Consider the following 15,091-nt stretch of genomic DNA (forward strand, 5'->3'; position numbering starts at 1 on the left):
AAACTAAAAATAAAACCCTCCAAAATATCAGCAAGTTCCTGATAGTAGCTTACCTATGCCCATACAATTATAGGTAATTGAATGAAAATAGTACTAAAACTAAATATGGATGATGAAAATGTTTCATGCGTTTGCCCTAAGAAAAAATGGAGAAAAATACCCACTACGCCTTGAAGCCAGAGAAATTCCTTATAAGGGTAAAAATGTTCGGGTAGTTGAATTCAGAGATATAACTGAACAGAAAATTACAGAAGAAGAATTAACTAAGTTATCTATAGCTGTCCAACAAAGTCCTGTTGTTATTATCATAACCGATCTGGCTGGAAATATTGAATATGTAAATCCTATATTTGTTGATATTACGGGATATACCTTAGAAGAAGTAATAGGAAAAAAGACTAATATACTTAAACAAGCGAATTTATCGGATGAGAATTATTCTGAATTATGGAATACAATTTCTTCAGGGAAAGTATGGCATGGCGAATTTCATAATAAGAAGAAAAACGGGGAATTTTTCTGGGAAAGAGCTTCTGTTTCTCCTATAAGAAATAGTCAAGGACAGATAATCAATTACATTAAAGTGGCAGAAGATATAAGCGAGATAAAAATCAAAGAACAAGAACTTAGATCGGCTCTGGAAAAAGCGAAAGAAAGCGACCGCCTTAAAAGTGCTTTCCTATCGAATATGAGCCACGAAATCCGTACTCCCATGAATGGTATTTTAGGATTTACCCAATTATTAAAAGAACCACAACTTACAGGGAATGAAAAGGATACATTCATAAATATTATCGAAAAAAGTGGAAATAGAATGCTAAATACAATTAACGATATTATTGATATATCAAAAATTGAATCTGGTCAAGTTGAAGTATATAAAACTGAAATATCTGTAAACAAAATACTTGAAGAGCAATACGACTTTTTTATTCAAGAGGCTAAATCAAAAGGACTTGAGCTGATTTATCAATCTACGCTTTCTGATAGCGAATCAAAATTAATTACCGACAAACACAAAGTTGAAGGAATATTATCAAACCTTATTAAAAACGCCATTAAATTCACAAAGCGTGGAAGTATTACTTTTGGATGCTTTTTAAAAACTATTGATGATTCTACAAGCATGGAAATCTTTGTAAGCGACACAGGAGTAGGAATCTCTCAATCCAGAATAAAAGCAATTTTTAACCGATTCGAACAAGCTGATATTGAAGATATAAATGTGTATGAAGGATCCGGCTTAGGATTGGCAATATCCAAATCTTATATAGAACTTTTAGGAGGAAAAATTGAAGTATTTTCAAAAAAAGGTTCAGGCTCAACATTCAGATTTACTATTCCATACACAAAAAATATTGCGATGGAAGTAAAATAAAACTAATTCCAAATAAAAAATCTGGAAGCAACTAAAAAACTTGTCCATAATTGTTGCAAATGATGATGCCGAAATAGAATATATGTATTTTATAAAAGGTTGGAGAATTTAAAATATAGGAATCTTAATAATAAATTCTGTTCCAACATTTACTTCACTTTTAACATGGATTGAGCCTCCGTTTAGTTCAATAAATTCTTTACATACAAGCAAGCCAAGACCTGTTCCTTGTTCATTTTCTGTTCCGTTTGAAGAGATTCCATTTTCGAAGCTGAAAAGTTTATTTATATGCTTGCTACTAATCCCGGTTCCTGTATCAGAAATGGAGATTACTACGGAATTATTCTCTTGTTTTGAATTGATATTAATTTTGCCTTTCCGATTTGTAAATTTTATTGCGTTGTCAATTAAATTTCTAATTACTGTTTTAATTGTATGCTCGTCAGCAAAAAAGCTTTCGGAATTTTGAGAATAATAATTTAGCTCAATTTCTTTATGAATTACATTTGAATTTAATATTGAAATGCTTTCTTCAATTAGTTTTTTAGCACTTAATACTTTCTTTTTCAGCATAATAGCTTGGCGTTGCGATCTTGCCCATTCAAGTAAATTTTCGAGTAATTTATAAAATGATTTGCTTTCATTGTAGATTGTTGATGAAATTTTCTTAATGTCATCATCATCAAAGCTATTGCTATCCGAAGCCAGAAGTTCTGAAAATCCTAAAATGGAATTGAAAGGGCTTTTTAGATCGTGAGCAATAATAGAGAAGAATTTGTCTTTTGCAGCGATTGATTTTTTAAGATTTCGCTCACTTTCTTTCAAGACATTATTTGCTATAATTCTATTTGTGATATCGTGATTTACAATGACTGCACCAGAAAGTGTACCATCAGATTTTTTTAAAACAGTTGCTGAACTGCTAAGATATATTTCTCTGCCAGATTTATGGTATTGAACAATATCTCCTTTCCAAACTCCTTCATTAATAAGTGTTTGTTTTACTATCTTATTATTCGTTTTGGTGTAAGTAGTTGGAATAATTTTATTGATATTTTTCCCCACAACTTCATGTTCTTCCCAGCCGTAAACTTTTTTGGCTGCTTTGTTCCAACTTTTTATCCAAAACTGCTCATTTTCATATTCTGTAGAGATAATTACGTCTGAAACTTTTTCGACAAGACTTGCAAGATAGGAGATTTGGTCTCTTGACCTTTTCAATTCATTTTCATTGTCAATTTGTTCGGCAATTTTTTTTATATTTCCTACTAATATGTCAATAAAATTGCCGTCTTTAACTATGTAGTCTCTTGCTCCAAATTGTAAAAGTTCCACGGCTAATTTTTCATATCCCTGACCGGTAATAAAAACAAAGGGGGGGATTGCTATTCCTTCTTCCAATAGCGCTTCAATCAATTCTTTGCCAGTCATATCAGGCAAACTGTAGTCGAGAAGAATCAGAAAATTATTGTTATTTTTTATAAATTCTATTGCGTCCTTTCCAACTAATATGCTGTAAACATTAAATCCAGCTTTCCTAAGCTTTTTACAAATAAGTTTGTTTAATCCTTCATTATCTTCTACTACAAGTATTGAATTGATTTTATTATCTGAATTGTTGTTCATCGTGCATTATTTTATTGAACTCAATTTGCGTACGATAATTTAATAAAAAAGTTAAAGCTGATTATATATTGCCATGATTATTTCATTATAATAGTTGATACTCTAAAATCTAGGATTATACATAATAGTATTATTGTTTATAAAATCCATTGATTAAGGGTATTTGCACAACAGACAGAAATAAGCCAACCTGTTTTATTGAATTTACGAATTTATCGTATTCAAGAGGTTTTGTAATATAATTGCTACAACCTAATTGGTGGCATTTTTCTACTTCTTTAGGGTCATCGGTAGTAGTGAGCATGATTACCGGAATTTTTGTAAGTTCTTTGTCTTTTTTAAGTTGGCTTAAAACTTCAATTCCATCAGTTCCGGGCATTCTTATGTCGAGTAGGAGCAGATATGGGATATGCGATTCTCTATGTGGTCCATCGCCTCGCCTAAACAGATAGTTGAGAACTTCTTCACCGTCTATGAAATGAATTATTTCATTTGAAATTCCAGCTCTTTTCAAGTTTTTTCTTATCAAGATGGCATGTCCGTGATCGTCTTCTGTGATTAATATCTTAACGTTTTCTTGCATCATATTAGATTAGTGATTTTAATTCTACAAAATTTTGCCAACAAAAGTAGCATTTTTTGAGATTTTTTATAAAAAATGGTTAAATAACATCTGAATATTACTGAATTTAAGGATTTGTTGGCAATTGTATAAAGAAGGTAGAACCATATCCTTCTTCTGCCTCAAGCCAAATTTTGCCGTTTAGTTTTGTAATAAGTTTACGAACTATGGTTAGACCTAATCCATCTCCTTCAGTTTTGCGATTATTCATTCTGAAAAATATGTTAAAAATCTTTTCGTGGTTCTTCTTTGGAATCCCAATTCCATTATCTTTTATTGAATATATTGCATAATTGTTTTCTATATAGCCATCAATAGAAATTACTGCTTGTCTATTCGGATGTCTGTATTTGATAGAATTGCTAATTATATTAGAGAAAATTTGGTTCACGAGAAGGCTATTTGAGTAACAATTAGGTAGCGGTTTACTTTCAATTTTTATGTTTTTTTCACTTATGGTTGTTTCATATAATTGAATTATTCTTCTAAATAAAAGATTCATTTCTACTTTTTCCGGAAGCATGTCGCCCCGTCCGGCTCTTGAGAGTTTTAGCAAACCGGATAGAAGTTCATCAATTTTGTTCGCACTTGAATTAATATACAAAACTGCTTCTTCTATATCATATTCAATAATATTGAGCAGTTCGGCTTTTGTTTCTTGAGGCAATTTCAAGCTTTTAATTATTTGAGAAACTTCATTGATACTATTTTTCATTTCAATAGAAAATCCCTGTACATTTACCAGTGGTGATCGCAAATCGTGTGAGCTAATATAAATAATCTGCTCTAATTCTTCATTTTTCTCTTTAAGCTCATTTATTAATCTTTCAATCCTCTTTTCATCTTTTTTTCGGTCTGAAATATCAATTGCAATTCCACATACCGATAATAATTTTTTGTTTTTATCAAACAATGGAAATTTGTATGATAAATAATGATGTAAAACATTATCCTGTGGAACAATTTCCTCAGCTATTATCATTTTTGCCGAATCAACTACTTGTAAATCATTATTTCGGAAATTATCTGCTATTTCTTTCGGAAAAATATCCTGATCTATTTTACCTATTATTTCTTTGTTAGTGATATTAATAATATTTTCAAATTTCTTATTAATCTTTTGATACTCACCATTTGGAGATTTGAATGATACAATTGTTGGCGAATTATTTATGAAACTCTCAAGAAGTGCTTCATTTCTTTCTAATTCAAGTTCTATAAGTTTTATTTTGGTAATATCATTTACCATCCCCGAAATAATATTATCTTCAATAATAGAATTAATATAAATATATTTTATTTCCCCAGATTTTGTCTTTGCTTTAAGTTCATAATTGTCTGTTTTTTTATCTTTCATTATCAATTTTATGAATTTTTGTCTTTCTTGATCGTTTTCATAAAATGATTTAATTGTAATTTTTTTAAGCTCATCTATAGATTTGTATCCAAATATTCGTAAAAAGGAAGGATTAGCGAAAAGAAATTCTCCCTCTAAATTTGTTCCATAAACACCAATTTCAGATTTGTCAATAAAATTTCTATATCGTTCCTCGCTTTTTGTAAGCTTTTCGTTAATTCTAATCTTATCCGTAAGATTTTCGTAAATCATAATTACTTGATCGACTTCATTTAGAGAATTTTTCACTGGATAAGCAATTATTCTAAAATGAAGTGTTCCATTATTTATTCTACTTCTAATATTTGCTTCATGAATTTTTCCATCTGCAAAGGCTTTTTTGCTTGGGCAAAAAGAACAGATTTCATTGTCTGAATTTGAACATATTAAATCTTCACATTTTCTATTTTCTGGATTTTTTGATTTGAGTAGTTGTTTTATTACATTATTTACTCTGCATACTTCCATTTTTTTGTTGAAAACAACTAAACCAAATCCCAAAATACTTATTATTGAATCAAACCCTTCTTGACTTACAAAGAGTGTATTTGTAGAATTTTGTATTTCTTCTTTCGATTTTTTAGAATATATAGCAAATAGAAAGCCAATTGCAATTGAAATAATCAATACAATGAACGACAGGACAATAATAATTCGGGAAGTGGTGATTTGTGCCTCAATCTCAAAAAATGTGTTCCACAAGTTTAAAACTATAGAAATGCTAAGAAGTATTGCAACAGAAGCGATTAGGAAAATTATTTTGTATCTAATACTTTTAAGATTATTCATAGAGAGTGCCAAACAAAAGATTATAATTTTTTGCTAAGATATATTTTTATTTCATTATTTGAAATTATGAAATGTATAAGGGCTCTCTATCTTCAATATTTTTTAAAATTGGGAATACGAATAAATTCAATATCAAAGACATGCAAGCTATAACAATGTTTTGTTTTTTATTAATCTGTAAAATATCTAAGAAAACAGCTTTGAAATCAACCTATTATTGATACTAAAATATCCGGGAATGACAAAATATCAAATTGCAATTTGGAAGATAGCACTTATATAATGTGTAAGAAAATGGATGTTTTTTTGTCTATTTTTAACAATTTGAAATAAAAAATTCAGAATTGAAAAAATAATTATTTCAGAGATTGTTATTTCATATAAAATAATTAGATTTGAAACAATAATTTTATTTAAAATGAGAGTTGTTTTTAAAAAAAATATGATGTCAGAAATGAAGGTAAATATAGAAATAGCAAACAAACTTGGGCTAAACGAAGAAGAGTTTAAAAGCATAAAAAAAGTTTTAGGACGCGTTCCAAATTATACAGAATTGAGTATTTATTCGGTGATGTGGTCGGAACATGCTTCATATAAAAATTCAATTGTTTGGTTAAAAACATTGCCTCGCAAAGGCAAGCATATATTGGCGGAAGCTGGCGAAGAAAATGCAGGTTTGGTTGATGTAGGCGATAATTTAGCTTGTGCTTTTAAGATTGAATCTCACAATCATCCATGCGCTGTAGAACCATATCAGGGAGCTGCCACAGGTGTTGGAGGGATAAATCGCGATATTTTCACGATGGGAGCAAGGCCTATTGCACAGCTCAATTCTTTGCGTTTCGGAAATCCAAACTTAGACAAAACAAAATGGTTGATGCAAGGAGTTGTAAAAGGAATTGGGGACTATGGAAATTCTTTTGGTGTTCCGGTTGTAGGTGGCGAAGTATTTTTCGATGAATCTTTCAATTCCAATCCATTGGTGAATGCTATGTCTGTTGGAATTGTTAAGAAAGGAAAGGTAATTTCTGCAATTTCTAAAGGTGTAGGGAATCCTGTCTATATAGTTGGTTCTTCAACAGGAAAAGACGGAATTCATGGAGCTACCTTTGCTTCGGCAGATATTACTGAAAATTCGGCAGACGATATTCCATCAATACAAGTTGGCGATCCTTTTCAGGAAAAACTTTTGCTCGAAGCTACTCTCGAATTGAATAAAACCGGAGTTGTAGTTGGAATGCAAGATATGGGCGCAGCCGGAATAATTTGCTCAACTTCAGAAATGTCCGAAAAAGGAAATCATGGTATGAAGATTTTCTTAGACAAAGTTCCTATGCGTCAGAGCAATATGGAACCATTTGAAATTCTCCTTTCGGAATCGCAAGAAAGAATGCTGATTGTTGTAGAAAAAGGAAAAGAAAAAGTTGTAGAAAAAATATTTGAAAAATGGGATTTGAATTGTGCAATCATTGGTGAAGTTATAGATGAGGATAGATTGTACTTTTACAAAGACGATAAATTGGTTGCAGATGTTCCACCATCATCATTAGTACTTGGAGGTGGAGCACCAGTTTATAAAAGAGAAACCAAAGAGCCTGCATATTTTAAAGAATATCAAAAATTCAATATTAAGGATATTGAAGAACCTGATGATTTGAAAGAAGCAGCAAGCTTTCTTTTAAAACATCCGAATATTGCTTCAAAGAAGTGGGTTTACGAACAATACGATACTATGGTTGGCACAGCAAATATGAGTACAAATTTTCCGTCAGATGCTGCCGTTGTTAATCTAAAAGGTACAAAAAGGGCATTAGCCTTAACTGTAGATTGTAATCCCAGATATGTTCACGCCAATCCAAAAGTTGGGGCATCAATAGCTGTAGCCGAAGCTGCCAGAAATATTGTATGCACTGGTGGCGAACCTTTGGCAATTACCAATTGCTTAAATTTTGGAAATCCGTACAATACCGAAGCTTACTGGCAATTTGTTGAAGCTGTGAAAGGAATGGGAGAAGCCTGCAGCAAATTTAACACTCCCGTAACCGGCGGAAATGTGAGCTTTTACAATCAGACAAATTATAAAGGAAAAATCGAGCCTGTTTTACCTACTCCAACCATAGGAATGCTTGGAATGATAGAAGACAAAAATCATTTAATGACAATTTCATTCAAAAATAAAGGCAATATGATTTTCCTACTTGGAAAGTCAAAAAATGATATTTCATCTTCAGAGTATTTGTATTCTTATCATAAAGTAAAAAAATCGCCCGAACCATATTTTAATTTCGAAGAAGAATTAATTTTGCAACAAGTTGTCAAGGTATTAATTCAGAACAATTTAATATGTTCGGCACATGATGTTTCTGATGGAGGCTTGTTTGTAAATCTTACTGAAAGTAGCATGCGAAATTCTCTTGGTTTCGACATTACCAGCGATGCAGAAATTAGAAGAGATGCATTCCTTTTTGGTGAAGCTCAGGGTAGGATAGTAGTTTCAGTTACTCAACACAGACAAAACGAATTTGTTGATTTTATGATGTTGCAAGATGTACCATTCTTTGCTTTGGGTCATGTAACAAAAGGCGAAATGCGAGTCGATGATGAATCTTATGGTTTCATTGAAGATGCTAAAAAATCATACGATTCGGCAATTGAAAAAATAATTAACGAAAAATAAATTTTAGCGAGTAGCAAAAAAAAAAGGCGAACAATTTGTTCGCCTTTTTTTTGTTTCTATTCGAGAATTATTTTTTTAGTTTTAATAGCTTTTTCGCTAATAAGTTTTATGGTGTAAATCCCTTTTGATAATGTTTTAATATCAATTTTATCCATTATTGCATTTCTATTATTATAGTTTTTAGCAAATACTTTCTGCCCTGTCAAATTCAAAATTTCAAGCGAGAATTCTACGCCTTTATAATTCTCAATGTAAACATTAAATTCTCCATTATTAGGATTCGGATATATTTGAATTAATCCAAATTCATTATCTATTTCGTCTATTCCTGTAAAAATATCAACAGAATCGCTTGCTGCACAACCATATGCGTCAGTTACAGTTACCATATACATTCTCCAATCTGTAGGAACGATTGTTTGAGTAATCTCACCAGTACTCCACATATAGCTAAAAAATCCTGCTCCTGCATCAAGAATAAGCGTGTCAAAATCATTAGTTTCTATTGATTCTGGTAGGTCAACAATTGGAAAACCGGCATTGATAACCGTAGTAATTAAAGTATCATTATATGGATTCACATCAGGTAAAAGGTTTCCAGTACCACCACCAACATAATCTATAAATAATTCAAAATTGTAGCCACCAATATCAGATAGATCGAACTTCGGTCCAAAAGTATGGAAAATAGATTCTCCAGGATTTAGATTGTTTGACAATACTATTACTTCACTTACAACAGGGTCAGATTCAAAACGCAAGAAAATTGGAATTATATCAGCCTGGTTAAAAATTCGCGTACCAACATTTGTAATTCTTACTAAGACTTCTTCTTCAGAATTTAATTTACAGCTATCTGCTGGAGAAACTAAAGCAAGCAATTCTAAATCTGTTCCTCCTACAAAAATACAATCAGAATTTTTACAGGAATTAAAATTGACAACAGTAACACAATATTCTCCATACATTGGAACGCTAAATGCCTGGTCAGTTGAGCCATCTTGCCATAGGTATTCAATAAAACCACTACCAGGTGTTAAAACCACTGTATCTGGTAATGCTGTTTCAATGTTTCCATTTGGCAATGTGTCTTGATCTATTCCTAAATTAATTTCAGGAAGCGGGAAAATTGTTGTACTTTGTGTTTGATGATTGATGCAATAAATAGCTGTATCAATATATGTATATTCTTGCGTAAAAGTATATGTAATATCGTATAAACCCATTTCTGCAGGATAATATACGGAGGTATCAGTTGCACCTGTATATACTCCACCTAAAGGAGTTCCAATAAGTTCAGATGTATCGTCCATTGCACAATATTCACTAAGGAGTCCAGTGAAACTAACTTCAGGTAGTGGCTGAACAATAACATAGTTATATGTACTATCAACGCAACCATTTTGATCAACAAATTTATAATAAATTGTGTGTCCACCCGGAGGGCTAACTCCTGAAGCTGCAGGCATAAACAAGCTATCGCCTATTCCTGGACCTATAAATTCACCGCCAACAGGAAGACCTGTCATACCTGCTGTGTCTCCATCAATACAATATGCTGTTCCCAATCCGGTGAAACTTACAGTTGGTAATTCATAAGCATCTACACTTTGCGTTCCACTTGTGTCAATACAGCCATGTTCATCTTCATATACATAATATCCTGAATAATTACCTGCAATCAGGGGACTAAAGCAATTTGTTATAGGATCGAAATGAGGTGGATTAAGGTTTACAAAATATCCACCCTGAGGAAATGTTGCGAGGCAAACTTCTTCGTAGCGACACATTTCAGTTGGTAAACCAGAAAAGTCTGCATATGGAAGTGAGTAAATTGTAGTTGTATCGCAAAATGAGCCAACACAGCCAGTATTATCCTGATAATTATAACAAATAATATGTGTGCCAACTGGCGCACCTAAAGGCGGTCCTATTACAAAGACTGAAGTATCAACATATGGTAATACATATTGACTATTAAAGTTGCCAAGATATGTTGGAACTCCATTTATGTATGCTTGCAACTGAACTGCAGGCTGATTAACATAAAAGCAATATGTAGAATCTAATCCGGTAAAATAAATATCGGGAGGAGTATTGTTTTCAACAAAGAATGCAAGAGTATCATTACTTACATCAATATCTTCGTTTATATAAACGGAAACCATGCAATGGTAGGTTGAATCTAACATTGACATATCTGCCAGTTGCGAAAATGTATATAATACACTATCTTCGGAAGCCAGATTAATTAAATGGGCTTCGTTTATCCATGTTAATCCTCCGTCAATTGAATATGAAACCCCAATGCTATCAGCATCTCCTCCATAATTTGTAATATAGAATGAAAATGTTTCGTTCGTAAGCCCGCAACCGGAGTGTGGCGAAACTATTGAAGTAGCACTTGAAATCCCCACATCAAATGAACTTTGACAGGCTAACGAAGCTAATCCACTAATCCCATTGGATGAAAAAATACCTTGATTTGGGAATCCCAAAGTTTGGTATGTAGCTGCTGCAATACACTCTGAACTATCAGCTTTAAACCATATTTTCCATTTAAATTCCTCATTGGTAGCAAATCCATCATCACCTACGTCTTCACCCCACATAGTGAATGTATTTGTGCTTTCTTGCCAATTTAGTCCAGCACCATCAGGACCGCTACTTGCAATTTGCAATTGTTGTCCTGAATTTACGAAAAATGCGCCTATCCAATTTCCAGTATCAATTGGTATCCCATCCATAGTAACACTTGTTGTTGACATAATCAAAACATTATGACTTGCTCCAGTTGGTCCTGGTGTAGTTCCCCAGGGAGACTGTGAATATACTGAAAGATTTAATCCAAGTAGGATTGAAAATAAAATTAAACTTTTTAAAAATAACTTTCTTTTCATAATGGTTCTATTTTAACATTAGTTCAATAAATTTAAAAATGCAAATATATCAATATATCTAAAAATCAAAACTTATAATATAGATATAGTTTTGACAATTTGTTGCACGAAAAAGTTGTATAATTTTTATAAAAGCTGGAAAATAAATGAATTATTGCTTAGCCAAACTTGCTAAGTCGCTTTTTAACAAGCTATTAGTTTTTTTGCTATTGATTTTATGATAATCGAAATAATAGAGTTTAGAATCATCAGCACCAACAATCACTTTGAAACATCTTGCCTTTTTGTTTTTTTTGCCTGGCCCTATTTTATGTAGAAAAATAATGTTTTCAGTAGCTTCATCTATGGCTTGTTCTAATTCTTCGCGGCTCACAAATTTTACATTGTGTTCATAATATTTATGAATTTTCGATACAGAGTTTAAATCTGTACTTATTTCATCTTTAATAAGGTAAAGTGTTTTGCTGGAAATTTCCGGTGCGTTTTTTTTATAATGATTAATGATATTCCTGGAATTTAGATCAGGATTTTGTGCGGTCATTTTTACATGAGATTGAATAAATCTGACTATTGCAGATAATTTATAAACATATTCTTCTTCGTCAATATCTTTATATGACAATGGAACAGAGCATAAATCAGGCATTTTTGTTAAGGTTCTTTCACCTCCAAGCACCAAATTCAAATAGTTGTAAACTGCTCCGGTTTTGTCTTTTTCGAACATAACTTCTGAAGTTATCAAAAATGAATATTCTGAATCTTTCATTTTTTTTGCGAAATCGCTCTGAGAAATAAATTCATAATCTGTAATTGTCCAATGTTTTTCTACTACTTCTTTAATTTTGAAATTATACTCGCACAACGGATTGTTCTCCAAAACTACCAATGTTTTTGTTGTAAAGAATTTCTGAATCTGATCGCTTGTAGCTACAATACTTTGCGAATAAATCTGAATTCCTGAAATAAAAAATAATAGAATTAAGAATACTTTTTTCATAAAAAACGAAGTCTCATTAATATTTATCTATCTGCTTAATTAACTATAACCTTAGTAGAATAATTGCCATTTTCAGACAAAAAGTTTAACAAAAGCATTCCTTTATTTTTATTTATATTGAGGTTGAAACTATTATTTCCTTTATATATTCTATAATTGAAATTTTCAATATTTTTGCCATAAGTATCATAAATAGACAATTTTATGGCTTGGTTTTTAGTGCTTTTTACGTTCAACTTGAATTCTCCATTATTAGGATTTGGAAAAATAGAAACTGAAAAATACAATTTTTCTTCAATCGGTGCATATAGTGAAAGTTGTTCGTCGAAACGTTTGGTAAATTCCTGATGAAACTGATTTGCAAGTGATTCATCGAAAATTACGAGAGTGTTTTCATCGTTTTTAGATTCGGCTGAAGCCGACCAATTGTGCGAACCGGTGAGAAGTACCGGATTTTGCGAATCGAAATCGAAAATTGCATATTTGTGATGTAGGGTAGGACCATCGGGCCACTGGGTGCCATTTTCATTTTGGTAGTCGATAATATTAAGTCCATTTGAAATAAGATAATCGAACTCACTACCTGTCGATTCTACATAGTCAATAATTCCTCGAATATTCACACCTCTGTCATAAGCATTTTTCATTGCAGTTCCCAGACTGTTTTCAGTGAAAACGAGCATAGCAAGTTCAATTTCATTTTCAGTATTGTCAATGAGGTTTTTGATAACTTCATTTGTGTTATCGGAAGGAGAAAAATATAGCTCTACCGGAATATTATCAATTATAAATTTGTGTGGAGTATTATCAGATTTCAAACTTCCAAATTTTGATATTGTGGTGTCTGGAGCTAAAGTTTCGGAGCCCCACATTTCGTTAAATTCGAGCTTGTAGGCTTTTGCAAGCGATTGATCCTGAATACATATCATATTGTTAAAGTCCCATCCAAGATTTGCATAAGTATGATTAGTTGAGCCGGTAATCAGCCAAGAGCTATCAACACTTTCTACATCGATGATAATAAACTTATCGTGCATGATTGCATTTTCGTTTCCTCTCAAAATATTGATTGCAGTATTTAAACTATCCAATATTTCGTTTACCGGCTCATCGTCAGTAATATACCTGATATTTACTCCTCTATTATGGGCATCATTTATTGCTGAAATAATTTCAGGTGATTCAACATCATACATTGTGATATCGAGTGTATTTTGAGCTTTTTCAATATATGAAATTATTGTATCAGTAATTGAATTATCCGCAAAAACAGCATTAGTTCCGGTCGAAACCGAAGTGTCAACCGAATGATTAAAATATACTTTAATTTCGCCAGATGAATTTGAAATTGTTGCATAAACATTTGATGTACAGGGTGTAGTGTCAGAACCTGCCACAGAATATGCTTTCAAATATATAATGTCTGCTGCTTGCAAATTATTAATAATTAGCTCGTGTTGTTCAAGCATATTTGTGTCAATTATTTCGCCCAACTCAAGCATTGGAGTGTAACCATAAATAATTTCGCTTGTGGCAGCAATATTTGTTTCCCAACTAATACTAAAACTATTTGTTTGAATATTGTTTTGTGCCGGAGAAACTGTGAAATATAAAGGTGCGTCAATATTTACATCATCAGAATTTCTTGGTTCAATTTTATAAAAATCGTAACTAAAATGCAGTGGTCCTGTTACAGAATAAGCAGTTCCTGCAATTGGCGAAAAAGCATAGCCCAAATCGTCAATTACACATGGTCCGCTACCATCGTCAAGCTCCCATTCGCCAAAGCCCAAATCCGGATTTGTACAATTGGCATTTCCAACTTTTATAAGTACTCCCTCGAATGATTCGTCTAAACTTCCTGTTGGAAGCAAAATTGGTTCAGGAAGCTGATTTCCTGAAGACAATAAGCTATAGCTTGAAATATTTTTAATTTCGGTGAGTTCGTAATATTCAGAAACCTCACCTGTTATTGCAATACTATCGCCATTGGCTGGAAAGTTCGTGTTGTCGTAAACATAAATTCCTGTCCAGGCACTATCACCGTCTTGAATAAAATATCCCGAACTAAATGTTGCTGTAACAATTCCTGAGGATGACACAATTTGTCCATCGAAAGGCGAGCTTGTGTTCTGTCCCTGAATTTCGTAAATCGTCTGGCTTGAAAGATTTGTAGCCAATAATAGAATTGCGGTAACTAAAAAACCTAAGTATTTCATAATAAAACAGCTTTAAAATTTATATTAAACTTTTTTGTAAAAATAAATTAAAATTTAAAAACTTCGGCCAAATCTTTTTTTGAGGTGCTGGAAATTAACTTTCATCCTATAATTATGAAATATCAAGTTCAGTTTATTGTCCTATCATTTACTTTTGTCTTGACACAAAAGTAACAAAAAGTCAAGAAAAAATGATGCTACAACCCACATTCCAGCGCCCGCCCGCCATTTTTTCTGGCCAACGCCTATAATCTTTATCAAAATTATCTGTAGCCTTGATTTTTGTTTCTTTTTATCAAGAAAAATAAAATTAATCTAAATTGTTAATATTCAGTACGCAATAACATGTAAAAATGCAAATAGAACTTTTAGCCTTTTACAAATTCAATTTACCTTTAGGGAACATCTAAAAATGCAAATTTCTTCGTTGTTTCAAAATTTTAAAATCCTCATTTACAATGGTAAACTGCGGTTTTAAAATCTCTTA

Annotated in this window: 8 protein-coding genes; 2 read left to right on the forward strand and 6 right to left on the reverse strand. The window is 32.0% G+C overall.

Annotated elements, in window-relative coordinates:
* Positions 1-109 precede the first annotated feature (109 nt).
* Positions 110-1,378: a PAS domain S-box protein gene (locus HN894_04105; protein MBT7142499.1), complete on the forward strand. Its 1,269-nt coding sequence runs from the start codon at positions 110-112 to the stop codon at positions 1,376-1,378.
* Positions 1,379-1,486: 108 nt separating this feature from the next.
* On the opposite strand, the gene HN894_04110 is transcribed toward HN894_04105, so the two are convergent.
* From HN894_04110 to HN894_04120, 3 genes are all read right to left on the reverse strand, one after another.
* Positions 1,487-3,004 carry a response regulator gene (locus HN894_04110; protein ID MBT7142500.1) on the reverse strand — a complete coding sequence of 506 codons (1,518 nt, stop codon included), beginning with the start codon at positions 3,002-3,004 and terminating at the stop codon, positions 1,487-1,489.
* Positions 3,005-3,134: 130 nt separating this feature from the next.
* Positions 3,135-3,587 (reverse strand): response regulator, encoded by a 453-nt coding sequence (locus HN894_04115; protein MBT7142501.1) that lies wholly within the window; start codon positions 3,585-3,587, stop codon positions 3,135-3,137.
* A gap of 106 nt (positions 3,588-3,693) precedes the next feature.
* Positions 3,694-5,811 (reverse strand): PAS domain S-box protein, encoded by a 2,118-nt coding sequence (locus tag HN894_04120; protein MBT7142502.1) that lies wholly within the window; start codon positions 5,809-5,811, stop codon positions 3,694-3,696.
* A 454-nt stretch (positions 5,812-6,265) separates the two neighbouring features.
* Here HN894_04120 and purL point away from each other — a divergent pair, with 454 nt between their 5' ends.
* On the forward strand, positions 6,266-8,488 hold the full coding sequence (purL, locus tag HN894_04125; protein MBT7142503.1) for a phosphoribosylformylglycinamidine synthase subunit PurL: 2,223 nt from the start codon (positions 6,266-6,268) through the stop codon (positions 8,486-8,488).
* 56 nt (positions 8,489-8,544) lie between these two features.
* On the opposite strand, the gene HN894_04130 is transcribed toward purL, so the two are convergent.
* The 3 genes from HN894_04130 to HN894_04140 form a co-directional block, all read right to left on the reverse strand.
* Positions 8,545-11,388 (reverse strand): T9SS type A sorting domain-containing protein, encoded by a 2,844-nt coding sequence (locus HN894_04130; protein ID MBT7142504.1) that lies wholly within the window; start codon positions 11,386-11,388, stop codon positions 8,545-8,547.
* 151 nt (positions 11,389-11,539) lie between these two features.
* On the reverse strand, positions 11,540-12,385 hold the full coding sequence (locus HN894_04135) for a hypothetical protein (protein ID MBT7142505.1): 846 nt from the start codon (positions 12,383-12,385) through the stop codon (positions 11,540-11,542).
* A gap of 35 nt (positions 12,386-12,420) precedes the next feature.
* Positions 12,421-14,604, reverse strand: a complete 2,184-nt coding sequence (locus tag HN894_04140; protein MBT7142506.1) for a T9SS type A sorting domain-containing protein — start codon at positions 14,602-14,604, stop codon at positions 12,421-12,423.
* Positions 14,605-15,091: the final 487 nt, after the last annotated feature.

Source organism: Bacteroidota bacterium (assembly GCA_018692315.1).
Classification (GTDB): domain Bacteria; phylum Bacteroidota; class Bacteroidia; order Bacteroidales; family JABHKC01; genus JABHKC01.

Bases quoted from the DNA above. Each gene is read 5' to 3' on its own strand.
- HN894_04140 (MBT7142506.1), bottom strand. From the start codon at position 14,604: ATGAAATACTTAGGTTTTTTAGTTACCGCAATTCTATTATTGGCTACA.
- HN894_04130 (MBT7142504.1), bottom strand. From the start codon at position 11,388: ATGAAAAGAAAGTTATTTTTAAAAAGTTTAATTTTATTTTCAATCCTA.
- HN894_04120 (MBT7142502.1), bottom strand. From the start codon at position 5,811: ATGAATAATCTTAAAAGTATTAGATACAAAATAATTTTCCTAATCGCT.
- HN894_04115 (MBT7142501.1), bottom strand. From the start codon at position 3,587: ATGCAAGAAAACGTTAAGATATTAATCACAGAAGACGATCACGGACAT.
- HN894_04105 (MBT7142499.1), top strand. From the start codon at position 110: ATGATGAAAATGTTTCATGCGTTTGCCCTAAGAAAAAATGGAGAAAAA.
- HN894_04135 (MBT7142505.1), bottom strand. From the start codon at position 12,385: ATGAAAAAAGTATTCTTAATTCTATTATTTTTTATTTCAGGAATTCAG.
- purL (MBT7142503.1), top strand. From the start codon at position 6,266: ATGAAGGTAAATATAGAAATAGCAAACAAACTTGGGCTAAACGAAGAA.
- HN894_04110 (MBT7142500.1), bottom strand. From the start codon at position 3,004: ATGAACAACAATTCAGATAATAAAATCAATTCAATACTTGTAGTAGAA.